The organism is Microbulbifer maximicatervae (SeqCode), assembly GCF_052468155.1.
On record NZ_CP174335.1, the window covers coordinates 2,527,549 to 2,551,671 of the forward strand.

Sequence of the window (24,123 nt, forward strand, 5' to 3'; positions counted from 1 at the left end):
ACGAATCTGAATGGATTCTATTGTCATATATTTCTGAAAATACGGTACCGGAAAGAGCAGCATAGAACTGGCGGGTACCGGACTCATCAGCACAGTTATCGGGTGTATCGAACCATGCAACGCAAAGAGCCCACACTGGGCGGCAGCGCCGCTCTTGAACCATCACTGGATCTCACTACCAGCGAAGAAAGGAGTGATTCACCAGAGCCCCAGGTGATCGTGGAGGAGCGCCGAGGTGGTTTCTCTTTCTTGGGGCTATGTGCCCTGATTATGGCGATGGGTGGGCTGGGTGCCTCGGGTTTCCTGTACCAGCAATGGCAGGACAGCCGGACCTTGTTGAATGATGCAGAGACTCGTATTGCCGATGCGGAAAACCGTATTGCTGAACTGGAGAAGCGCTTTAGCCTCTCCGATGAGGAATCTACGGCATCGGTTGAAGTTCTGAATGCAAAAGCGAAGGAAAACTCCTCGGAGATCCGCAAATTGTGGGGTGTTGCTTATGACACCAACCGCAAGAGTATCTCCGCCAACAAAACAGCAGTTGCGGCTAACAAAAAGCAAGTCGCCGCGCTCAGTACCAAGCTCAGCGGCCTTGAGTCCAGCGTGAAGAAAATCGCTGCTGTAGAGGCTTCGCTGGCAGAGTTGCGCAAGGGCAATACAGATTCCCAGCGTGAGATGACCGATAAGCTTGCACGCCTGGAGCGCCAGCTGGCTTCTGTGCGCAGTGACCTGACTATGCGTGTCGGTGCGAATGAAGAGGCTGTAGAGTCTATCGATGCTTACCGCCGTTCTGTGAATAAGGATCTGGTGCAGCTTCGCGATGCGATTCGCTCCCTGCAGTCCAGCGGTGATTCCACAGCTTCATCCATGTAGTTTTCCGGTTGAGTAAAAAAAGGCGGACCTGGTGTCCGCCTTTTTTATTCCGTTTTCCCTTTAGGTGAATGGGATTTCTGGGAATATCTGGGTCAATAACCCTACATTTCGTGTAGAATCGCCGGCCTCGAGACGTTAATCGGAGTTGGCAATGACCACTATCCGCCAGGATGATCTGATCGGCAGCGTGGCCGATGCGCTGCAATTTATTTCTTACTACCACCCACAGGACTTCATTCAGGCCCTGAACAAGGCTTATGAGAAAGAGGTCAACCCGGCGGCCAAGGACGCCATGGCCCAGATCCTGATCAACTCACGCATGTGTGCCGAGGGCCACCGCCCAATCTGTCAGGATACCGGCATAGTCACCGTGAAGTTGAAAGTGGGCATGAATGTGCGTTGGGAAGCGGATATGAGCGTTACCGATATGGTTAACGAAGGTGTGCGCCGGGCCTATCAAAATGCCAGCAACGTGCTGCGTGCCTCTATTCTGGAAGATCCAGATGGTGCTCGTAAGAATACCGGAGACAATACTCCGGCGGTGATTCACTATGAAATCGTTCCCGGTGATACCGTAGAAGTTTATGTGGCAGCTAAAGGCGGCGGCAGTGAAGCCAAAACCAAGTTTGCCATGCTGAATCCATCTGACTCGGTGGTTGACTGGGTGCTGAAGATGGTTCCGCAGATGGGCGCCGGCTGGTGTCCGCCCGGCATGCTGGGTATTGGTATTGGCGGTACCGCTGAGAAAGCGATGCTGTTGGCCAAAGAATCCCTGCTCGACCCCATCGACATTCAGGAGCTGCAAGAGCGCGGAGCCTCTAACCGCGCTGAAGAGCTGCGTCTGGAACTCTATGATTCCGTCAACAAACTGGGCATCGGTGCCCAGGGCCTGGGCGGACTGACCACTGTGTTGGATGTGAAGATCAAGGATTATCCTACCCACGCTGCCAACAAGGCTGTGGCGATCATCCCCAACTGCGCGGCTACCCGTCACACCCACTTTACCCTGGATGGCTCCGGGCCCGCGCGCCAGACTCCGCCTAAGTTGGAAGACTGGCCGGAAATTACCCGCGAAGCGGGCAGCAATACCCGTCGGGTAAACCTGAATACCATTACTGCAGAAGATATCCAAAGCTGGCAGCCCGGTGAGACCCTGCTGCTGAACGGTAAGATGCTGACTGGTCGCGATGCGGCGCACAAGAAAATGGTAGATATCCTCGCCAAAGGCGAGAAGTTGCCTGTGGATCTCACCGGCCGCTTTATCTACTACGTAGGCCCGGTAGATCCGGTGCGCGATGAGGTTGTTGGTCCCGCTGGTCCAACCACCGCTACCCGTATGGATAAATTCACTCGCACCATGCTGGAAGAAACTGGCTTGGCGGGGATGATCGGTAAGGCGGAGCGCGGCCCCATGGCAATTGAGGCAATCCGCGATAATAAAGCGGTATACCTGATGGCCGTCGGTGGCGCTGCTTATCTGGTTGCCCAGGCGATTAAGGGCTCCGAAGTTATCGCCTTCCCCGAGCTGGGAATGGAAGCGATTTACGAGTTCGAAGTAGAAGATATGCCGGTAACTGTGGCTGTCGACAGTCAGGGTGAGTCAGTACACACTACTGGCCCGCTGATCTGGAAAGCCAAGATTGCCGAAGGTGAGGTGTAACGCTTCCGCCATTTAAAGAAAAGGCCCCAACAGGGGCCTTTTTTATTGGAATTTATTGCCTTGCTTGGCTAAGTCCGCCAGCATCAGTTCGCGAATAATTGGTATTGGTGCACTGCCATAGCTCAGGAACATCTCGTGGAACCCCTTGAGACTAAAGTTGTTGCCCATTTTCTTTTTGATTTCCTCGCGCAGGGCCAAAATATCAGTAAAGCCAGCAAAATAGCTGGTGAGCTGCACTTGGCTTAAGGTCGCCCTGCGCCATTTACCCTCTGCTTCAGCCTGTTGCTGAAAGGCATCCCTGACCATTAACTTCATCGCCTCTGCTTGGCTGATACCCTTTACCTGTACCTCATAATCCAAAATGGTATTAGTGATAGTGCGCAAGTTCCACTTGTAGTACATCAGCCACAGCTCGGGGGAAAAATTACCGTAACCCGCATCCAGCATCATGCGTTCCGCATAGACGGCCCAGCCTTCGATCATGGCAGTATTGCCGAGAATAGTTTTCAGGATACTGGGGGACTGGTTGGCGTAAACCAGTTGAGTGTAGTGCCCGGGGATCGCTTCATGGATATTGAGTATCTGCAGGATATAGTCGTTGTATTCTCGCAGTAAGCTCTCCGCCCGTTGATCGGAGTAGGTCTCTATGGGCATCACGTTGTAATAGGTATTTGCATTTTTATGGTAGGGGCCAGGCGCATTAATGGAAGCTACAGCAAAGCCTTGCATATAGGCTGGAGTTGTTCGAACTACCAGTGGCTTTTCCTTGTCCAGGCTTAACAGGTTTTTTTCGGTCACAAACTCTGCCAGCTCCGGGATCTGTTGCTCTACTTTTTTCTTGAAAGTTTCTTTGGTGGCATGATATTGGGAAAGCTTGTTCAGCAGCTTTTCAATTTTTACCAGTGGCTCGTTGGGTGGGGAGTCAGAAGGAAAGTATTTTGGCCAGAGTTGATCGGCAAGCTTGGTCATTTTATCGTGGGTTAGCTGCTTCTCTATGATGGCGCGCTGATATAGTTCAGCAGCGCTCATTCCAATATTGATATCAAACTGGAATTTTTCTTCGTAGAGTTTTTCACCGATACGAAAATCACGGAATTTTCCGGATTTAGTCAATTTCTTTTGTAGGTTTTGTAGGAAGTGGATATAGCTTTGTATCGCTAAGCGAGAATCGTGCATTCGCCGTAGGAAAATCTCCTTTGCGTCCGCAGGCATCTGACTTTCTTTAACCGTTTTTTCCAGCTCTTCACCAAAGACTTCCAGTGAGCCTGTACTCTGTTGAATTGCTAATTCAAGCTGTGGCGCTGCCGGACGATAGATAGCTGCCTTAGCGGCCTGATAGTACTCGGGCACTTGCAGCATACGAGTGCTAACGGTATGTAGGCGCTTTAGAAGTGGCGCATAGTCGGTGTTTAGGATCAGGGCAAAAGAATGGGAAACATTATAGATGGATGGGTCCCATTGGTATGACTTAAAGCGGGTATATTGCCATTGCAGTCGCTGCAGAAAATTTTCTATAAGAGCGAGATTACTGCGTGAATTGATATTGAGCTGGCTTTTATCCAAGGCTGCAAATTTGCGTTCATAGATTTGAGCAAAATCCAATACAAATTCACGATAACTCTTATCGGGCACCTGAAGCTCTTTGGCTACTTCATAGTAGCCTTCACTGAGCGCCCAGGATGGGAATAGATTCCATAGGCCGTGTATAAATTGCTGACAGAGCTGCTCGAATGCCAGGTTTGTCTCGGAGCGCATTTCCTCCAGGATAACCTTCTCTGGTGGAGGAAGGCGCTCTCTATCCACTTGCTGGCGCTCACAGGCTCCTAGAGATACTAGAAGTAGTAATAGACTGAGGTGTGCTTTCATGACAATCCTCACGTTAATCTGCCGATGTCGACCCAATGCTGCGGTGGCTATAGATCGTCCAATATTTTTAGCATGCGGTTCCATTTTGTGATGGTAAAACCGGATAAAATGCGTTTTTGAGCCCTGTACTTGTTTCGTTAAGGGGGGGCGGGTAGAGTGAGGCCGGCCCAATTGAGCCGATAATAAACAAGGTTTTGAGGACCGATTCATGACCGAACTAGCTCAACAACAATGTGAAGCCTGTCGTGCCGATGCGCCGCTGGTGAGTGATGACGAACTGCCAGGACTGCTGCGGCAGATCCCTGACTGGACGCCGATGACCCGTGACGGAATTATGCAGCTGGAACGCGTGTTTAAATTTCGTAACTTCAAGCAGGCTCTGGCGTTTACCAACCGTGTCGGCGCGATTGCTGAAGAGGTGGGGCACCACCCCGCACTGCTGACTGAATGGGGTAAGGTTACGGTTACCTGGTGGAGTCACGAGGCTAAAGGCCTGCACAAAAATGACTTTATCATGGCTGCTCGCACCGATGAGCAGGTGGATGCTGCTTAACTAGTATTTCTTGTGGCGCCTATATCCGGCTTCGGGAGGCGATGGACCATTTGAAATAGCACTCACCGGTTCTTGGTAATCTTAGGGCTGGTGAGTATCCCAATTTAGCCCCTTTTCCCCCAAGACTAGGGGTGTCGTCTAAAGGGAGATAAGTCTTGTCAGAGTATACTTCAACGGTGACCTGGAAACGCGACGAGCAGATTTTCACCGATAATCAATACAGTCGAGCCCACACCTGGCAATTTGATGGTGGGGCATCTATCCCAGCCTCCTCTTCCCCCCATGTTGTACCCATTCCCTATTCAGTAGTTGAAAACGTTGATCCAGAAGAAGCTTTTGTAGCGGCTCTGTCCAGCTGCCATATGTTGTTTTTTCTATCGATTGCAGCCAAGCGAGGGTTTGTGGTTGATGAATATTGCGATGAAGCTATAGGAATTATGGGGACTGATAAGGATGGTCGAATTGCTATGACTAAAGTTACCCTGCGTCCTTCAGTGCGCTTCTCCGGTGAAAAACAACCCAGTCGCGAGCAGTTAGAAAAAATACATCACCTTTCCCACAAACAGTGTTTTATTGCGAACTCTGTGAAAGCTGAAGTGGTGACAGAGATCCAGGAAGTTCCAGTTTAAGTACCTTCCTATAACGATTGGGTTGTCGCTGGGTACTAGGTAGGCTTAGCGGTACTATTAAGGAACCTCTGAATAATTCCAAGCCAATATTGGTAATATTCACCTACCCATCAAGACTACGATGAATTATGCACCAAGTCACCTTTGCCGAAGCAGAATATAAGCTAAAGCGCCGTATAACTCGCCGAGAGAAGTTTCTTTCTCAAATGGAAGCCCTCATCCCATGGCAGCGACTAGAAGCTCAGATCACTCCTTGCTATCCACAAGGCAAACGTGGCCGACAGCCATATCCATTGAGTGTCATGCTCCGTATTCATTGCATGCAGCTATTTTATAATCTCAGTGATCCCGCTATGGAGGATGCACTGTATGAAATTGAATCCATGCGTAGTTTTGCTGGATTGACTTTGAGCGGCCCAATTCCCGATGAAACAACGATTCTTAACTTTCGCCACTTACTGGAGCTCAATCAGCTAGGTGCAGCTCTTTTTGATGAAATCAACAAGCATCTTGCTGAGAATGGCATGGTACTGCGTGAAGGCACGATTGTAGATGCCACTATTATCTCTGCGCCAACTTCAACCAAGAATAAAAAGAAAAAACGTGATCCAGAAATGCATCAAACAAAGAAAGGCAATCAGTGGCATTTTGGAATGAAAATGCATATCGGGGTTGATGATGTGCTCGGAGTAATACATAGCATAGATACAACAGCAGCGAATTCGCATGATGTCACAACTACAGAGCGAGTTCTCCACGGGGAGGAGAAAAGAATCTGGGGAGACTCTGGGTACATTGGTGCGGAGAAACGTGAAGAGTTGAAAGAGCGGGAGGCGGATTGGTATATAGCAATGAAGCCGAGCAAGCTAAAAACTCTTCCAGGGCGTGATGCACTTCGTAAAGCGGAAAAGATCAAGGCGCAGATAAGAGCGAAGGTCGAGCACCCCTTCCGCTACATCAAACGGGTATTTGGTTATGACAAGGTCCGCTATCGGGGACTGGTAAAAAATACTGAGAGGCTGTGCTTACTGGCAGGCTTTACCAACTTAATAATAGGGAGAAAATACTTGGCTGCCTAGGGGTGGTTCGCCTGAAATCCACCTATTGAGGGTTTCAGATGAAAAATTAGTGGACTATTACGCGCAAATTACGCGTTTGTGCGTAATAAAGTGAATTTTTCAAGCAGCTCAGCTTAATTCTGGAAAAATGCTTCGTTGATCAGAGGGTCCTTAATTTGTTTATTTTATTCGGCAAGGTATGTACACAATTATTGAGAAAGTAGCTTCTACCGAGGATTTCCTCAAACTGCGAGAGATAATAGGCTTAACCCCCAGAAGCCGTGAAGCAGCGGAAAAAGGCCTTTCAAATAGCTTGTACGGTATCCATATAAAAAGACAATCTGAAACTGTCGCCATGGGGCGGGTAGTGGAGGATGGCGCACTTAATTTTGAGATAGTGGATGTTGCTGTCGATCCCAAATTCCAAGGTGTTGGCCTGGGGCGTCAGATCATGGAGCACATTATGGCTTACCTGGATCGAGAAGCCCTTCCTTCAGCATATATTACGTTGATGGCAGATGTTCCCGAGCTTTATAGAAAATTTGGATTTGAATTGAGCCGTCCAGACACTGAAGGGATGTATCTTATCAAATAATGGCACAGAGCTATTATTGTGGATTCGAAGTTGGCTTTACACCCATGAACAAATAACTGATTCAGTGTTGGCTATATCGTTTATGGTATTGAAATCATTTAGGTGTTGAATAGGTTGCTTGTGTTTCATCATACAGTTGATTCCTTTAATTGCGTTACTTTGGATCTCGAGAATTTTTCTGGTACGGAAAATCAGTTCTTGGTTGAACTGGTAGCCATTATAGAAGTATCCAGAGTTAACAGCCGAAAGTTGATATGGATAGATCTCCGAGATGCACTTACCCGGTTTATCCCGATATGCCTAAAGCATGGTTTTACATTTCATAGCTGTCGGGATTCTGCTACAAGGCTGGTTCTTAAGCTTCAGGAAGATGCATATGTTCCCTTCTACCCAACCCATACGGTGGGAGTTGGGGGATTCGTACTTCTTGATGGGCAACTGCTCTGTGTCCAGGGCCACAGTGCAGCATCGAGCCCGAAGCTGCCTGGAGGAACCGTTGATCTGGGTGAAAAGATAGCCGATGCGGTGATTCGTGAGGTTTATGAGGAGACCGGTGTGTCCTGCGAGTTTTCCTCAGTACTCGGATTTGCTACCCGATTTCCTACGAATTTAGGCTATACGGATATCTACTTCGTATGTGAATTGAGTGCCTTAAATCGGGATATTTCAATAACAGATACGGAAGAAATTAAGCATGCTTCCTGGGTAGATATTGACCACTACTTAAATGGAGGGCATATCTCAGCATTTAATAGACATGTAGCTGAAATGTCCATGCAAAGGCTTGGTTTAACCCAGGTCAGCCAGGATTCTTACAAGGATCCCTTCGCAAAGCAGGAAATATTTTGGACTAATGCCTAAAAGATCCAAATGATTAGTTGAGTATATATCGCAGTTTAACTACTTACTTTTTGGGCAGAGGGAAAGACTAAGCTGCATTCTAAACACATCGTGAATTCTTCTTTCTCATTGAGTCCAGAACGCGGCGTATGATTTCTTCCTCTTCTGATTATTAAATGTGGGTTAAATGGTTAGCTGGTGGAAAGATGGAGTGTTCCTGTGAAAGGCAAATTTATAGCAATTTTAGTTGCCGCAGTTTGGAGTTTGACTGCTCAATCCAATGAGTTAACTATTGGTGAGCGCAAGGTTATTGTCTCGCAAACTCTCGAAGAGAGAAGGGAGTATTGGATTTCTCTTCCCGCATCCTTTAAAAACGGTGGATATAAAGATTACCCGGTTCTCTATTTGCTTGATGCAGATTTTAATAGCTTCTTTCATGTCTTTACAGGTATGGTTCGGCAGCTGAGCTCTGATGCCACTCCAGTAATTCCTGAAATGATTGTTGTAGGTATCGTAAGCCAAGAACGTGTAAGAGATAGTTCACCTACTAGATCGCTAACTGAATATGGTGGACGTAAAAATCAGGCGCTATCCAATACAGGGGGCGCTGATCAATTTCTTGAATTTTTAAGAGAAGAGCTTATCCCAGAGATAAACGCGGAATATCCGACATCTGGGTATCAAATTCTTGCAGGTTACTCATTTACAGGTCTACCTGTTATTCATAGCTTATATTCATCGCCTGAAGATTTTAATGCGTATATCGCTATTGATCCAAGTATGTGGTGGGATGAGCAAATTATGTTGAAGCGGTATTCTGAATTCCTACAAGGTAAATCAACTGAAAAGCGCAGGCTGTTTATCGCTACTTCAGAGAGAGTAGAAGGTGTATATCCGGATGAAAACTATGTTGCAGAATTTATTAGGCTGCTAAATGAGAAGCCCAAAAAAGGGTTGTACGTAGATTCAGTAATATATGGGCCAGAGGAAAATCATCATACAATGCCCGTTATTAGCTTTTATAGAGGGCTTCGATCAATTTTTGATGGTTATATGATCGATGATCAAGCTAGATTTCGCACCGCAGTGAATGTTAAAAATCACTTCGAACAGTTCTCAAGAAAGCTCGGAGGGACGTTTATGTTGAGGGAAGATGTTATTCGTTTCTTTGGCTATGATCGTCTCTATAATGATCAGTTTGGCATAGATGTTGATAAGGCAATAGAATTTTTCGAATTGAATACACAGTTTTATCCAGGTTTATATAAGACCTGGGATAGTTTGGCTGAAGCTTATATGGTAAAGGGGAAGAAAGAGCTTGCTATAGATTGCTATAGAAAGTCATTGTTAATAAATCCTGATAATGAAAATGCTAAAAGTAGAATGTCTGATTTATTGATATATTAGTTTTTTTAAGTCTAGCTCCTTATAGTCGTGTGCTGCCCTTGGGTAGGTGGTGAAAAAGACTCGCTGATAGTGGCTCGATTGATTGCCGCACAAGCAGGTTGGAAACTCTTTTGAGAATGAGGGTTAGAGAGTTGACGCTCAAAGAGAAATGTTTGAGCTAAATCCTCATAAAGTCGTGCACTGATCTGTAATTTGAGCTTTCAATATGAACTCTGTGTTAGCTGGAAGTAGTCTTATCTATTTGATATTATTTCAGTATAATCCGATATAATCAGGTATGATTATATCGGCAAAATAACATTTTCTGTTTGTGCCCATAAGGAAGTTATAGTCGATTGTGGCTAGGTATCCCTAAATCTTGAACTGACTATTTAAGTTTCAGGGCAATTTATTATAGTAAGGTTGTTTAATGAGAAGGATAGTTCTCCCGTTTTTTTTACTTTTTTCTGGTTGGGTATTTTCTGGAGAAAGTAAAAGCGAGGAAGTTGGAGATATTTTTATTGGTGCAAAATTAATTGAGAGTTCCCCGCTTAAGTATCCGCCCTCAGAAGCTCGCTCCCAAAGAGAGGGGTGGGTTGTTTTGAGTTATGTTGTTTCGGTTGAAGGTGTTGCAGTTGATGCGATAGTCGTCGATTCTAGCGGCAATAAGCAATTTGAGAGGAGTGCGTTAAGTAATATTAAAACATGGACTTGGGAGCCAGCGACATTAAATGGGAGTCCGGTAGAGCAAATTTATACTCGGAGCAAGTTTACTTTTAATATGAAAATGACATCCTCCGGGGCAAGGCGTTCTTTTGTTTTGAGGTATAAGGAAGCGGCCTCTCTCATTAAGAATGGTAGTCTCGATGAGGCCGAAGTGAAAATTAAAAAGCTGGGAAAGCGTGAGAAATGGAATCACTATGAGGATTCCTGGTTTTGGTGGTTAAAGGCACAATACAATTTGGCACAGGGGAACAAAGAGGCAGCTTATGGGAACCTGTTAAAGTCGATAGCTTATGACGGCGTTTATCTTCCTGGTAATTTTTATATGACTGCACTGGAAATTTTATTTCTATCGCAAGTTGAGCGTGCTTACTATTCGGATGCCTTGGATACCTTTTCCAAGATGAAAGAATTTTCGGATGGCAAGTATGAGGATAAGATCTTAGAGTTAAGCAGTATTGAAGAAAAGATCAAAATTTTTCTTGCTAGTGATAGTCCTATTGCTGTTAGTGGTGCCATTGGCGAGCATGAAAACTGGCCGTATAAGCTCAATAGAAGAAAGTTCTATTATCAAAATATAGTTGGTAGTGTTGATAAGTTTGAATTAAGGTGCGATAGGAATAGGCAGGTCTTTGAGTTTTTGCTGGATAATACTTGGGAAGTACCGGAAAGTTGGGGGGCATGTACCGTGTATGTTTATGGTGAGGAAGGCACTAAAGTTGAAATTGTCGAGCTTAGAGGTTAATAGGGCGGGGCAATTTGATTGCTTTGGGTATCTATTTTTGTTGGCTGTATATCGCTGTAAAATAGAGGCTTAATTCAAGAGGGTCCCTGCTTTGTCGGGGGTCCAGATAGTAATAGTTTGTCAAATGATTACTCTAATAAATTTCTGACAAATTGTAGTAATTCAAACTTGACCTGACAGAGTATCTCCAGAAAAACCAGTAACTGTCAGATCAAATATGAACTAATCCAAATTAGAATCGCTACTTTAGAAGTTAAGTAGCTATTGTTTTCAATGGTTATACTCAACTTGGTGATCTGAAATTCTACTGTTTTCCTAAAGTCAGATCGCCAAGTTATTTGACGCAGTATTTTTCTGATTTTTATTGCGTTTGATCTAGTTATCTAAAATTAAGTTGTTCTCTGGGTTGTAGTAGCAGTAATCATAGTCCAAGTTCTTGCGAAAACAGTAGGGGTCTATAGCATCAGCATCCGACCATAACCCAAGGCCGTAGTAGTAGGCGAATTCCTGCTCTAGTTCAAATTCGCTGCCGCAGTAGTATTCATAATTCCAGGCAGCCCCACGTATCACCATTTCCTGATTGATATTGTAACCATTCACATATAAGTACCCGGTCTCCCGGCCATAGACATCTTTTCCGGTAGATTCGAAATCAACTGAACCAAATGACAATAAGTAGCTGAGAGTTTGAGTGGCTTCGGATCCGTAAGATTGGGTGTTGGGATTGGTTTCAGGGGCATCAATGCAGTTTAAACGGATCTTTACGTACTCACTGTCGACGTAACCGTGAACTGTATCGCCATCAATAATTTGATAGTTTGTTAACGGCGCTGCCTGTGTCGAAGTAGATAGGGCCGCCATGATAAGTAGTCTTTTCATTATGATTATCCTAGATAAAGTTACATGGCGCAGCATAGGTAGGGGTTGTTACGTTGCTATGTATAAATAGTGATATAAAAAATGGATTTTTATTAAATGTATGGTGAGGTCACATTTTTAATAGGAGGGAGTAGCTTTTAACCATGTGGTAAAAGATGTACTGAAATCTATGGCCAAGGTATATGAGAGGGTGGTAAGCGTTAAGATGGTGGAGTTAATTTTTATTTTGCGCGGACCGATAGCTCTTATCTTCAAGAGCTATCGGAGATGGAAATAGAGTTGATTTATTCAAAGATACTTTAAGCTTGGCGTGGACTTGCCCAGAGTAAAAACTCCTGGTTGCCATCGCCGCCTTTTATTGGACTGTCAATATACTCTTTCACTTCAAGTCCCAAGTCTTCACATAAGGCAGTAATGCGCTCGCGCACCTCCGGGTAGTATTTGGCATCTCGCACCAGACCACCCTTGCCGATCCCCTCCGGGCCCACTTCAAATTGCGGTTTAACCAGACTTAAGAGTTGCCCCGAAGGTTTAAGCAAGGCGGGTAACTGCGGCAGAATGAGTGCTTGGGAAATAAAAGAGACATCCATAACGATGGCATCAAAACCTGTGTCTCCGTGAGGGGAGATTTGGGAGGCTTCCAGGTGGCGTGCATTTACCCCTTCAAATAGGTGCATACGGGGGTCATCCAGTAACTTCTGCGCCAACTGATCTCGCCCAACATCAACACCGACGACTGATGCTGCTCCCCGTTGAAGTAGGCAGTCGCTAAAACCGCCAGTAGAGCAGCCAACATCCAGTGCGTGCCACCCAGAGGGGTTTAGTCCTGTCTGGTCGAGGATGGCGGCCAATTTCACGCCCGCTCGGGAAACATACTGGTCTTCCGGTAGGGGGGTGACTTCAAGGGCGCAATCTTCTGGAATGCTCTGCCCGGCCTTGCGCGCGGGCTGGAGGGTACCGCCATCGGATACCATGACCCTTCCGGCATCAATCAGTTTCTTTGCATGGGTGCGGGAGTTTGCCAGCTCTCTCTGTACAAGCAGTTGATCCAATCGGGTCATGTTTCGCGGTGCAATCCTGTTTACATAATTGAGAATACAGGGTCCATGCTAACCTCTGGCTCCAGCAGGTAGAAGTGCGGCTCCGCAAATTGTGGGACTAATCTTTAGTAAGGAGGATGTTAGCTGATGGCAAAAAGCGTTCTGGATAAGTTCAAAATTCGCAAGGGAAAGGTCTTTGAGGCGCCACTTGAGGGTGCCTTTGGGCGCCTGGTTACTCCCTTTGAAGAATTTATCCATCGCCAAAGCAGCAGTGGTATTTTGTTGATGCTATCTGCTCTGGCGGCGTTGGTTATAGCCAACTCTCCTTTGCAGGAGGCTTACAAGCACCTGTTGCACATGCCCATCAGCCTCAGCGCGGGAAACTGGGAATTCTCTCTCTCCTTACATCACTGGATCAACGATGGCTTGATGGCGATCTTTTTCTTTCTGGTGGGATTGGAATTAAAGCGCGAATTTATGGTGGGAGAGCTGTCCGACCTTCGCCAGGCTGTACTTCCGGTGATGGCGGCAATTGGCGGAATGGTGGTGCCGGCACTTATTTACGCTTCTTTTAATGCGGATAGTGGTGCAGAACGCGGCTGGGGCATTCCCATGGCCACGGATATAGCATTTGCTGTCGGCTGTATTGCCCTTTTGGGGAATCGGGTGCCTCGTGCGGTGGTTACTTTCCTGGTTGCGTTAGCCATTGTGGATGACTTGGGCGCAATTTTAGTGATTGCAATCTGGTATACCGAACAGGTGAATATCACCGCGCTGATTGCGGCGGGTTGCCTGGTAGTGATTATGTGGCTGCTAAAAGCGGCGGGGGTTCGCAGTTCTCCGGCCTATGTATTTGTCGGTGTGCTGCTCTGGTATGAGTTCTACCTGGCGGGGGTACATGCGACTATTGCGGGGGTGATTACGGCAATGGCACTGCCGGCCAAACCCAAATATGACCCGGTGGCCTTTAGTACCTTTGTTAAGGATATTATTCGCAGCTTTGACCGCTGTTTCCGGCCAGGCGATAAGATTATTGCTAACGATGCGTTGCGCGCCCGAGTGATGGCGCTGGGAAATGGTGTCAACCTGGCGCAATCACCGCTACAGCGCATGGAAACCCGCCTGCACACACCGGTGGGCTTCGTAATAATCCCTATTTTTGCATTGGCTAACGCCGGTATTCCCTTTAGTAGTTTTACCAGTTCTTCGGCAGTGATAAACCCTGTCACCCTTGGGGTCATTTCCGGCTTGGTTGTGGGCAAGCTGGTAGGTATCGTTGGCGCCACCTGGATTGGCTGGAAGCTTGGCTGGGGCAAGTTGCCTAAGTCCGCCAATTTCCAACATATTGTCGGTGTTGCACTCCTTGGCGGGATTGGCTTCACTATGTCGATCTTCATTGCCGAGCTGGCCTTTAGCTCTGAATATGAGCTGTTGATCCAAGCTAAAGCGGGTATCCTACTGGCATCAGTAATTGCTGGAGTGGCTGGGTTCCTGGTATTGCGCAAAGCTCCGGTGGCCGATGAGTTTGAAGTTCATGGGGAGGGGGAGCCCCTAGATGAAGGTGGCAGCGATAGCCTTGGGGAAGGGGAAGACGTAGAACAGCAGCCCGGTCGCCAGGGTTAAGTTGTTTTAGCGTTTCTGATGTCACTGCGTCTCGGTCCTGGAGAGGCCTGATTCCATTAGTTTCCAGTTCCCATTGTTAATGTACGTGAGAGAAATAAGAATTATGTATTTGAGAACACTGGCACAGGCGCTACCAGTGCTGGCTATTTCCCTACTGCTTGGGACTTGTGATGGCCAAACTACAGCTAATAAAAAAACCGATTCTGAAGTCGGGGTTGATGATCAATCGACTACAACAATTCCCAAACCCGATAGTGGAGATAGTGCGATGGATAGTCTGGCCCAGGCTTATGTCCTTCTAGTGCTTGAACTGGGAAATCATGACGACAGCTATGTCGATGCCTATTACGGTCCGGCTGAATTGCGTGAAACTGCCACCAAGAGTAAGGCGAGCGCTGCAGATATTGCCCGGCGCGGTGAATCTTTACTGGCAGAGCTGCCAGCGGTAATCGACGGCGATGGTTCTATCGAAAACCTGCGTATGCATTACCTGAAGACACAGTTGCGGGCCCTGGTGTTCCATGCTCGTAGTCTGGCAGGAGAGAGCCCGAGAAGCTTCGCCAATGAAGCTCGAACCCTCTACGACACCGAGCCCCCGCAGCAGGATTTGGAAAGTTTTGAACCCATGCTGGAGGAGTTGGAAGTATTACTCCCAGGTGAACAGCCCTTAAGTGAGAGGGTAGCCAGCTTCCGCAAAGCTTATGAAATTCCTGCCGATCGCCTTCAGGCCGTATTTGATGCCGCCATTAAAGAATGCCGCGCGCGCACTAAGCAGTATGTTTCACTCCCAGCGGATGAGAGTTTTGTTCTGGAGTATGTCAGCGACAAACCCTGGAGTGGCTACAACTGGTATAAGGGGCGTTCGCACAGCCTAATACAGGTGAACAATGGCTTGCCAATTACGATAGATAGGGCTATTGATCTGGGCTGTCACGAAGGGTATCCGGGGCATCACACCTATAACGCGCTGTTGGAGCAAACTCTGGTCAAGGAACGGGGTTGGGCAGAGTACAGCGTTTACCCGCTTTTCAGTCCACAGTCACTGATTGCCGAAGGAAGTGCAAACTACGGGATTGAGCTGACTTTCCCCGGTGAAGAGAAAACCCGTTTTGAAATGGAAGTTCTCTACCCCCTAGCTGGCCTGGATCCGAAAACGGCGGAAAAGTATGAGCAGGTAATGGCCCTGGTAGATAAGTTGGGTTTTGCCGGCAATGAGATTGCCCGCCAGTATATCGACGGGGAAATTGAGGGCGCGCAGGTACCTGCGTTGTTTGAGAAATATACCTTGATGAGCCCCGCCAAGGCAGCACAGCGGAAGGATTTTGTAGATGCCTACGGCGCCTACGTAATTAATTACAATTGGGGTAAGACACTGGTTGCTGATTATGTAGAGCAGGGCAGTCAAAATAGTGAAGAGCGCTGGCAGCGCTTTACCCGCTTATTGTCCTCGCCGCGCCTGCCGTCATCCCTGGATTGGTAATCATGCAAAAAGGCACTTTGAGAGAGTATTTACTATCGCGCCCGGAAGCTATCGAGGATTTTCCTTTTGGCCCGGATGTAGCGGTATTTAAGATTAAGGGGCGTATGTTTGCTACCTTAAGCTGTTACCGCGGGGTGAACGCCAGTAATCTCAAGTGCGATCCCGATGAAGCCCAGGCCTTAAGGGACATCTTTTCCGGTGTTATCCCGGGTTACCATATGAACAAGAAACACTGGAATACGGTGTTGTTGGATGGCACAGTGCCCGATTATGAGATTGAGCGAATGGTGGATCGCTCATATGGCTTGGTGGTTAAGGGGCTTCGCAAGCTTGAGCGGGAGTCCCTGGAACTGGCCTATGGAGCGGAGCTGCTCTACCGCTAGAGGCCCCTGAGAATAGAAATACCCAGATTTAGTCTAGGAGAGGATGTGAACGAATTTATTGTCGATGTAACGGCAGAGAACGCCCAGCAAATTCTGATTGAAGAGTCCATGAAGCGCCCGGTAGTGGTGGACTTTTGGGCCGATTGGTGTGAGCCGTGCAAGCAGTTGATGCCGGTGTTGGAAAAACTGGCCAATGAGTATAGCGGTCAGTTTTTATTGGCCAAGGTCAATGCAGATACCGAGCAAATGCTGGCGGGTCAGCTGGGTGTACGCAGTTTGCCCACGGTAATGGTTTTAAAAGATGGCCAGCCGGTAGATGGCTTTGCCGGTGTGCAGCCAGAGACACAGATTCGTGAGATGCTGGATAAGTATCTACCAAAACCCTGGGACATAAAGTTGCAGCAGGCACAGGCGTTAATCGGTGAAGATAAAGTGGCGGAAGCTCTGCCTCTGTTGCGTCAGGCTTATACGGAATCGTCTGAACGCACTGATATCGCCAAACAACTGGCTGCTATCCTGCTCGACCAAAACCGTGCCCAGGAAGCGGAGACTGTGCTCAGTAAAATTCTGCTGGCAGATCAGGATGCGGAATACCAGCAGCTGATGGCTCAATTGGAGCTGAAGCAACAGGCAGCGGAAACTCCAGAAATTCAGGCTCTGCAAAAGGCGCTGGAAGAAAACCCTGCGGATAGCGATTCTGCTTATCAATTGGCCGTACAGTACAGTCAGGCCAACCGCCATGAAGAAGCATTGGAATTATTGCTGGATATTTTGCGTAAAGACATGGGCTTTGCCGATGGTGCTGCCAAGCAGACGTTCCTGGATATTGTAAAAAGTTTGGGTGCTGGCGACCCTGTTGCCACTCAGTACCAGCGCAAGTTAATGACTATGATGTTTTAAAAAATACTTTACCGGTAAACAAAGGGGCCCAAGAGGCCTCTTTGTTTTTGGGGGAGAGAAGGACGATTATTTATGTATAAGCTATGTGTTTATATTCCCGAGTCTCACTTGGAAGCGGTAAAGCAAGCGCTATTTTCCGTGGGGGCTGGGCGTATTGGTGACTACGATAGTTGTTGTTGGCAAGTCCTGGGAGAGGGGCAGTTCAGGCCGCTGGATGGGAGTCAGCCATTTATTGGTCAGTCGGGCCAGGTCGAGACTGTGATGGAATACCGTGTGGAGATGGTCTGTGCTGATGAGCTGGTGGATGCTGCTCTCGATGCAATGCGAGCAGCCCACCCCTATGAAGAACCGGCGTTTGACCTCTGGCGATTGGATGATCGCTGCAGTAGTGCCGGCTTAAATAAAGCAGAGGTCTCTTAAAGGCTATCGAGTACCTTTTGTCGTTCGTGGCTTTTTTGCTCGATCGCTTTCGCATCTTCCAGTAATTTTGAAACGCTGGTGTGATGGGTCGGCAGTTTATTTTCGGCGGGGCTACTGTCTTCAACGATCGAGTCGGATCTCAAGTCAATTGGGTCATTGGCAGTGACTGTATTTAGAGGCTTGACGCGGTGAATACGCACGTGTGAATCCAACCCCTCCGGCACGGTGTCTGAGAAGTGCCAGTTCCCATCTTTATCTTTCCAGGTAAAAACCTCAGATGTTTGCTTGTCAGAATCCCCTTGAGATACGAGCCCGCTGGAAGTTGCCAACTCTTCAATTTTTGATACTGATTCCTGGGTGGTTTCGCGCACACTTTGCATAGCTCGCTCACCGGTTTCGCGAATCGCTGAAATATCCGGTTTTTGAGGCAGCCAGTCGGAGGGTGACATGATGGGTTTGCCATCTGGGCCCGGTAAGATCATAGGCAGGACAATGCCTACCAGTAACAAGGCACCGAGCATTGGAAAGTATTTCATGCAAACATCCTTTTAATGCAGGGTCATTAACTCATTAAGTAAAGTGGTTTACAGCTTTCGATTGATGACACCGCGGTGTAACTGGTATTGCCCGATACGGGTATCTTCGAAATAGTGCTCCAAAGTGCGGTGCATAATGGGAAATGCAATCTCCTTCCAGGGAATTTCGTCTTCGCGAAATAGCTCAACTTCGAGCGATTCAGGCCCGGGTCCGAAATTCATATCGGTCAATTCACCCCGGTACATCATGTAGACCTGATTGATATGGGGAATATCGTAGACGGAGTAGAGCTCGTCCACGCGGATACTGGCCCGGGCTTCCTCCCAGGACTCCCGTAAAGCGCCCTCTTCGCTAGTTTCGCCACTCTCCATAAACCCGGCAGGCAGAGTCCAGAGCCCCAGGCGCGGCTGTATGGCGCGCTTGCACAGCATCACCTTGTCGCCAACGTAAGGGACAACTCCGACAATAACACGGGGGTTGATGTAGTAAATGGCGCCGCAACTGCCACAGATGTGGCGGGGGCGGTCATCGCCCTTGGGAATGGAAAGTGTTACGGCGTTACTGCCGCATTGGCTGCAAAATTTCATGGCGTCAGTATACCCATGCGAGATTTGAGCGCCAGCTTCCGGACCGGTTGACGCCTATAGTTGTTAGTGATGTTGAAGTATAAAGGCGGTATCTACCCTGCGATGGCGCGTTTTTTTCTGCTCGGACTAGCGCTCCTTGCCCTTTGCGCCTGTGGTGGTAAAGGCGAAGAGGAAAAGGCGCCACCTCCCCCGCCAGTAGAAGTACTGGTTGTTAGGGAGGAGCCTGTTATCCCCCGCTTTGAATTCGTCGGACGGGTAGAGGCAACTGATGAATATCAAGTCCGCCCACGAGTACAAGGGTATATCCAGAGCCGCAATTTTACCGAGGGGGAAACCGTCCAGAAAGGGCAGTTACTGTTTGAAATTGACCCACGCCCTTTTATTGCCGAACTGGCGAATCAGCGCGCCACTCTGGAACAATCCCAAGCCTCCCTGAGAGTTGCTGAACGGAACTTCCAGCGTGGCCGACGCTTGGTGGCCACTGGGGCTATCAGCCAGGTACAGATGGATGAGCTTGAAGGTAATTTTGAGGAAGCGGAATCCCAAGTCGATGCCAATCGCGCCAAAGTTCAAAGTGCTGAGCTGGATCTTTCTTATACCAAAGTTTACGCGCCACTCACTGGAAGAATCGGGCGTACAGAATTTCCAGTGGGTTCCTTGGTAGGGCCAAGCACCGATCCCCTGGCCACGATAGTAAAAATGGATCCCATTTATGTGCTCTTTGAAGTGCCAGAAGAGCAACTTTATGCGGTGCAGGTGGATTCCCAGCGGCGGCAGCGAGAGGGTTTAAGTCCCACTCGCCTGGATGTCCGCATTGAGTTACCCGACGGCAATTACTACCCCCATAAGGGCAAAATCGTATTTATCGATAATCAGATCGATCCCAATACCGGATCGGTAGCGGTGCGCTCCCTGTTTCCCAATCCAGGCCAACTATTAGTACAGGGCCAGTTTGCCCGAGTTTCCATAAGCGTCTACACCGGCAATGACGCCCTGAGGCCGCTGGTACCCCAGTCAGCGGTCATGGAGGATATGCAGGGGCGTTATGTCTTTGTTTTGGGCAAAGATAATATTGCGGAGAAGCGCTACCTGACCTTGGGGCAGAGGGAAGGGGAGTTGTGGGCTGTAGATCGCGGGCTTGTCGCCGGTGAATCTGTAATCGTTAATGGTTTGCAGAGGGTTGTCGCGGGGAAGCCGGTGACGCCGCAAAACACCCCTAGAAACCCCTACGATGTTGAAGCGCCACCAGCCCCTCCCGCTGAGCAAAGTAGTAGTTCTGCGGCGAAATCTGGCTCTACAGACAGTCAAGGGGAGAGAGAACTACCGGTAATTGATGGGGAAGCGGCACCAGCAAGCCCTGAATCTGAGGGGCATGACGATGACTACAAATAGCTGTCGCTGCCCATGATTAGCGCCTTTTGTATCCGGCGGCCACGATTCGCCTTTGTTATTTCCATATTGATCACCCTCGCTGGGATACTCTCCTTGCCACAATTACCGGTGTCGCAATTCCCTGAAATAACGCCACCTACCATCAATGTCGCCGCCACGTTTGCCGGTGCCAGCGCCGAAGTAGTGCGCGATAGTGTGGCTGTGCCGATTGAGTCGCAAGTTAATGGTGTGGAGGGCATGGATTATATGTCTTCCACCAGTGGCAATGATGGCTCCTACAGTCTCACGGTGACATTCAAGCCTGGCTACGACGATGACATCGCCCAGGTTAATGTTCAGAACCGGGTGGAGCAGGCCACTCCCCAGCTACCTGAGGATGTGAAAAGAGATGGGGTGGTAGTTTCCAAGCAGAGCACCACGCTGTTACTAGTAGTCAATTTGTTCTCCCCAGATGAAAAGTTTGATGAATTATTTCTGGCAAATTACGCCGAGATTTATTTAAAAGATGAATTGGCGCGGGTGCTGGGGGTGAGCAGTGTTGTTATTTTTGGCTCGCGCAATTACGCCATGCGCCTCTGGCTCGACCCCAACCGGATGGCCTCGTTAGATGTGACCGCCCAGGATGTTATCTCTGCTGTGCAGGCACAGAACGTAGAGGTAGCTGCCGGTCAGATCGGGGCGCCACCGATCCGCCAAGATCAGCAGTTCCAATACAATATTTTGGTGCAGGGGCGCTTGGTATCTCCCAGCGAATTTGAGGACATCACCATCCGCGCCAAGCCCGATGGCGCCATGGTAAAAGTCAGGGATGTGGCGAGGGTGGAGCTGGGAAGTGAATCTTACTCTTCCTATGGGCAATTGGATAACCAGGCTTCAGCAGTGATAGGGGTGTACCAGCTGCCCGAGGCAAATGCGATCGAAGTGGCCGATGGCATTAAGGCCAAGGTTGCTGAGTTGTCGAAGCGCTTCCCGGATGGGCTGGAAGCGGAGATTCTCTACGACACCACATTATTTGTAGAGGCCTCAATTAAAGAGGTTGTGGAAACACTGATTATTGCCCTGATACTGGTAATACTGGTGGTTTTTTTGTTTCTGCAGGATTGGCGCTCTACGCTGGTACCAGCCATTGCTATTCCCGTATCCCTGATAGGCACCTTTGCCTTAATGCTGGCATTTGGGATGACGATTAACACCATCACATTGTTTGCCTTAATCCTGGCGATCGGCATAGTGGTAGATGATGCGATTATCGTGGTGGAAAACACCCAGCGGTTAATGGCTGATGGCCTCCCGCCAAAGGAAGCCGCGCTGGAATCCATGCGTGAAGTTACCGGCCCCGTTATTGCTACGACCCTTGTTTTGTTTGCAGTTTTTGTCCCGGTAATGTTGATGCCGGGAATTACGGGAAAAATGTATCAGCAGTTTGCTGTCACCATTTCAATGGCGGTGGCCATTTCCTCCCTGAATGCACTTACACTAAGTCCGGCTCTCTGTGCCAGCTTGTTAAAGCCGAGTAAAGACGGGGAAGTTGCCGGTATTAAGGAGACCGGTATTTTTGGTTTCTTTAATAAAGCTCTGCATATTTCTACAGGTTTTTATGTGGGAATGGTGAGGGCTTGTATCAAAATACCGCTTATCGGTATCGCCTCAATTATTCTGATTTTATTATTCTGTTATTTGCTCTTTACCCGAATCCCCACCGGTTTTATTCCCGATGAAGATCAGGGCACGTTTATGTTGCACGTGCAGTTGCCTGATGGATCTTCCCTGGAGCGAACCGGACCCATTGTCAATCAAGTGACCGATGTTCTAATGGAAGAGCCAGGTATGGCTCATGTGGTTGGTGTGCCCGGTTACAACCTGCTTACCAGCAGTGTTTCTTCCAACACGGCAATGATGTTTGCTGTGCTAAAACCCTGGGATGACCGCACGAATAGAGAAGATAGCCAGTTTGCCATTATGGATCGGGTACAGAAAAAATTATCTGCAATTCCCGATGCGCAAGTGCTGCCGTTTGTCATTCCACCACTTCCGGGTATTGGCACTGTTGGTGGATTTGAATTTGTACTCGAAGATCTACAGGGGCGCAGTATTACTGAATTGTCACAGGTCTTGTTTGACCTGCTAGGCAATGCCAATCAGCGCAGTGAAATCTCCCAGGCCTTTACCAGTTTTCAGGCCGCCACACCGCAGCTTGAATTAAAAGTAGATAAAGAGAAATCGCATGTGCTTGGGGTCCCCCTGCCGGATGTGTATTTAACGTTGCAAACCTTTTTGGGGGGCTATTACATCAATGACTTTAACCTATATGGAAAGGTCTTTCGTGTAATCGCTCAGGCCGATGCTCAATTTCGCGATAAAGAGGAAAATCTGGCTGGCTTTTATGTTCGTGCCAATAGTGGCGGTTTGGTACCGCTGACTTCTATCTCAACTATTACCCCGGTGGTCGCGCCACAAACAATAACCCGTTACAACTTATATAACAGCGTCACTATCAATGGATCACCGGCACCAGGGTATTCCAGTGGCCAGGCAATGGATGCTATGGAAGACTTGGCATCAAAGTTGCCAGAAGGTTATGGATACGAGTGGACGGGGATCAGCTTACAGGAGGTGACCGCGGGTAATCTGGCCCCAATCCTGTTCTCTTTGGCCGTTATATTTGTCTACTTGTTTTTGGTCGCCCAATATGAGAGCTGGACTATCCCCTTTGCAGTGATGTTGTGCGTCCCCATTGCGATTGGTGGCGCTATGTTTACGGTATTTATCGCGGGGTCTATCAACAATCTCTATACGCAGATCGGTTTGGTATTGCTGATTGGGATGGCAGCAAAGAGTGCGATTCTGATAGTAGAGTTTGCCTGCGTGGAACGCGATAAGGGTCGGTCTATTGCGGATGCGGCTCTATCGGCTACGCGCCTGCGATTCCGCGCGGTATTAATGACGGCCATGTCCTTTATTTTAGGGGTAATTCCACTACTGGTCGCCACCGGTGCTGGCGCAGTGAGCCGGGTTTCCCTGGGGCTGGTGGTCTTTGGCGGTATGTTGGCTGCGAGTCTCTTCGCCACTTTGCTAGTGCCTGTGTATTACGCCTTGGTGCAAACGGTGCGGGAAAAGCTGAAAGGGGGCTATACCCCCAAAATTGATGAGGATAAGACCGCGAATGGTGGGTCTGAATCCACCTGAGCCAAGCTGTTGATTGTGTGGTAGGGTGGTAAGTCACAAATGGATATTGTGGCATATCGCTCAGTGTTACCGCTGAAAAACGGTATGATGAATGTTATGGAGCCCCCGCAGCGATCGGGGCAGGGCACAGATTTATGCTAGAGATTATTGAACAGAAAATCGTAGGGCAAATTGAGGACTTGGAAGCAAGGGTTCCGGCAGGACCTGACCTGCAAGGCCATGCCGCAGTACTGATTGCCCTGACAGAAGAGCCGGACCCTCAAGTAATTCTAACTAAGCGCTCTGCAAATCTCTCCACACATTCCGGTGAAGTTTCTCTCCCTGGGGGGCGCTGGGATGCCACAGACCCATCGCTTCAATTTACCGCCTTGCGTGAGGCGGAAGAAGAAGTCAGCCTACCTATGGATGACGTGCGCGTACTCGGCCCCCTTTGGCCTCGCACTACCCGCTGGCAAGTACATGTGACTCCTTGGGTAGGGATAATTTCACCGGATATCCAATTGTTCCCAAACCCAGGAGAATTGGATGCGGTATTTCGAGTCCCCCTGTCTTTCTTTCTTGCAGACCCGCGTATTCGCACTGATCGTATTATTATTGATAACCAGGAAATATACCTTCCGGCGTATATGTATGAAAACTATGAAATCTGGGGCTTTACTGCAGGGGTATTAACCGAATTTTTAGTAAAAATATTAGGGGCAACAATAGGGCGCCGCGATGATGTGCCGCTGCGTGCACTTAATTAGCTCAGCTTACTAAATAGGATTT

Annotated in this window: 22 protein-coding genes; 17 read left to right on the top strand and 5 right to left on the bottom strand. The window is 48.4% G+C overall.

What is annotated here, in order from left to right; genetic code table 11:
- Positions 1-114 precede the first annotated feature (114 nt).
- Both ACJJIY_RS10905 and ACJJIY_RS10910 read left to right on the top strand, forming a co-directional pair.
- On the top strand, positions 115-873 hold the full coding sequence (locus ACJJIY_RS10905; RefSeq protein ID WP_413664797.1) for a hypothetical protein: 759 nt from the start codon (positions 115-117) through the stop codon (positions 871-873).
- Positions 874-1,024: 151 nt separating this feature from the next.
- Positions 1,025-2,533: a fumarate hydratase gene (locus ACJJIY_RS10910; RefSeq protein WP_413664798.1), complete on the top strand. Its 1,509-nt coding sequence runs from the start codon at positions 1,025-1,027 to the stop codon at positions 2,531-2,533.
- Between the two features lie 42 nt (positions 2,534-2,575).
- On the opposite strand, the gene ACJJIY_RS10915 is transcribed toward ACJJIY_RS10910, so the two are convergent.
- Positions 2,576-4,399, bottom strand: a complete 1,824-nt coding sequence (locus ACJJIY_RS10915; RefSeq protein ID WP_445359614.1) for a DUF885 domain-containing protein — start codon at positions 4,397-4,399, stop codon at positions 2,576-2,578.
- 208 nt (positions 4,400-4,607) lie between these two features.
- Between ACJJIY_RS10915 and ACJJIY_RS10920 the strand changes: the two genes are divergently transcribed.
- The 7 genes from ACJJIY_RS10920 to ACJJIY_RS10950 all read left to right on the top strand — a co-directional run bounded on the left by ACJJIY_RS10920 (position 4,608) and on the right by ACJJIY_RS10950 (position 10,928).
- Positions 4,608-4,952, top strand: a complete 345-nt coding sequence (locus ACJJIY_RS10920; RefSeq protein WP_108732232.1) for a 4a-hydroxytetrahydrobiopterin dehydratase — start codon at positions 4,608-4,610, stop codon at positions 4,950-4,952.
- Positions 4,953-5,107: 155 nt separating this feature from the next.
- Positions 5,108-5,581, top strand: a complete 474-nt coding sequence (locus tag ACJJIY_RS10925) for an OsmC family protein (protein ID WP_282931692.1) — start codon at positions 5,108-5,110, stop codon at positions 5,579-5,581.
- A gap of 128 nt (positions 5,582-5,709) precedes the next feature.
- Positions 5,710-6,660, top strand: a complete 951-nt coding sequence (locus tag ACJJIY_RS10930) for an IS5 family transposase (protein ID WP_444895065.1) — start codon at positions 5,710-5,712, stop codon at positions 6,658-6,660.
- 178 nt (positions 6,661-6,838) lie between these two features.
- Positions 6,839-7,234, top strand: a complete 396-nt coding sequence (locus ACJJIY_RS10935; protein ID WP_444894802.1) for a GNAT family N-acetyltransferase — start codon at positions 6,839-6,841, stop codon at positions 7,232-7,234.
- Positions 7,235-7,354: 120 nt separating this feature from the next.
- Positions 7,355-8,095, top strand: a complete 741-nt coding sequence (locus ACJJIY_RS10940; protein ID WP_444894801.1) for an NUDIX domain-containing protein — start codon at positions 7,355-7,357, stop codon at positions 8,093-8,095.
- A 198-nt stretch (positions 8,096-8,293) separates the two neighbouring features.
- A complete protein-coding gene (locus ACJJIY_RS10945) occupies positions 8,294-9,481 on the top strand; it encodes an alpha/beta hydrolase-fold protein (RefSeq protein ID WP_445359615.1) in 1,188 nt (395 codons plus the stop codon).
- Positions 9,482-9,890: 409 nt separating this feature from the next.
- Positions 9,891-10,928 carry an energy transducer TonB gene (locus tag ACJJIY_RS10950; RefSeq protein WP_445359616.1) on the top strand — a complete coding sequence of 346 codons (1,038 nt, stop codon included), beginning with the start codon at positions 9,891-9,893 and terminating at the stop codon, positions 10,926-10,928.
- A gap of 375 nt (positions 10,929-11,303) precedes the next feature.
- Here ACJJIY_RS10950 and ACJJIY_RS10955 read toward each other — a convergent pair whose 3' ends face one another.
- The gene (locus tag ACJJIY_RS10955) at positions 11,304-11,807 is read right to left on the bottom strand and encodes a thermonuclease family protein (RefSeq protein WP_444894799.1); all 504 of its coding nucleotides are present in this window, start codon (positions 11,805-11,807) and stop codon (positions 11,304-11,306) included.
- Between the two features lie 299 nt (positions 11,808-12,106).
- Positions 12,107-12,868 carry a TlyA family RNA methyltransferase gene (locus ACJJIY_RS10960; RefSeq protein ID WP_445359617.1) on the bottom strand — a complete coding sequence of 254 codons (762 nt, stop codon included), beginning with the start codon at positions 12,866-12,868 and terminating at the stop codon, positions 12,107-12,109.
- Between the two features lie 126 nt (positions 12,869-12,994).
- Between ACJJIY_RS10960 and nhaA the strand changes: the two genes are divergently transcribed.
- From nhaA to ACJJIY_RS10985, 5 genes are all read left to right on the top strand, one after another.
- Positions 12,995-14,470, top strand: a complete 1,476-nt coding sequence (gene nhaA / locus ACJJIY_RS10965; protein WP_444894797.1) for a Na+/H+ antiporter NhaA — start codon at positions 12,995-12,997, stop codon at positions 14,468-14,470.
- Between the two features lie 103 nt (positions 14,471-14,573).
- Positions 14,574-15,950, top strand: coding sequence for a hypothetical protein (locus tag ACJJIY_RS10970; protein ID WP_445359618.1), 1,377 nt, complete (start codon positions 14,574-14,576; stop codon positions 15,948-15,950).
- Positions 15,951-15,952: 2 nt separating this feature from the next.
- A complete protein-coding gene (locus ACJJIY_RS10975) occupies positions 15,953-16,333 on the top strand; it encodes an MmcQ/YjbR family DNA-binding protein (RefSeq protein ID WP_413664809.1) in 381 nt (126 codons plus the stop codon).
- Between the two features lie 45 nt (positions 16,334-16,378).
- Positions 16,379-17,233 (top strand): thioredoxin, encoded by an 855-nt coding sequence (trxA, locus tag ACJJIY_RS10980; RefSeq protein WP_413664810.1) that lies wholly within the window; start codon positions 16,379-16,381, stop codon positions 17,231-17,233.
- A 72-nt stretch (positions 17,234-17,305) separates the two neighbouring features.
- On the top strand, positions 17,306-17,653 hold the full coding sequence (locus tag ACJJIY_RS10985) for a YqfO family protein (protein WP_444898215.1): 348 nt from the start codon (positions 17,306-17,308) through the stop codon (positions 17,651-17,653).
- Here ACJJIY_RS10985 and ACJJIY_RS10990 read toward each other — a convergent pair.
- Both ACJJIY_RS10990 and ACJJIY_RS10995 read right to left on the bottom strand, forming a co-directional pair.
- Positions 17,650-18,189: a DUF4124 domain-containing protein gene (locus tag ACJJIY_RS10990; protein WP_444898214.1), complete on the bottom strand. Its 540-nt coding sequence runs from the start codon at positions 18,187-18,189 to the stop codon at positions 17,650-17,652. The genes ACJJIY_RS10985 and ACJJIY_RS10990 overlap by 4 nt on opposite strands.
- 48 nt (positions 18,190-18,237) lie before the next feature.
- Positions 18,238-18,777: an NUDIX hydrolase gene (locus tag ACJJIY_RS10995; protein WP_444898213.1), complete on the bottom strand. Its 540-nt coding sequence runs from the start codon at positions 18,775-18,777 to the stop codon at positions 18,238-18,240.
- A 69-nt stretch (positions 18,778-18,846) separates the two neighbouring features.
- Here ACJJIY_RS10995 and ACJJIY_RS11000 point away from each other — a divergent pair, with 69 nt between their 5' ends.
- The 3 genes from ACJJIY_RS11000 to ACJJIY_RS11010 all read left to right on the top strand — a co-directional run bounded on the left by ACJJIY_RS11000 (position 18,847) and on the right by ACJJIY_RS11010 (position 24,101).
- Positions 18,847-20,169 (top strand): efflux RND transporter periplasmic adaptor subunit, encoded by a 1,323-nt coding sequence (locus ACJJIY_RS11000; protein WP_413664814.1) that lies wholly within the window; start codon positions 18,847-18,849, stop codon positions 20,167-20,169.
- Positions 20,170-20,181: 12 nt separating this feature from the next.
- The gene (locus ACJJIY_RS11005; protein ID WP_413664815.1) at positions 20,182-23,355 is read left to right on the top strand and encodes an efflux RND transporter permease subunit; all 3,174 of its coding nucleotides are present in this window, start codon (positions 20,182-20,184) and stop codon (positions 23,353-23,355) included.
- A gap of 134 nt (positions 23,356-23,489) precedes the next feature.
- Positions 23,490-24,101: a CoA pyrophosphatase gene (locus ACJJIY_RS11010; protein ID WP_444898212.1), complete on the top strand. Its 612-nt coding sequence runs from the start codon at positions 23,490-23,492 to the stop codon at positions 24,099-24,101.
- Positions 24,102-24,123: the final 22 nt, after the last annotated feature.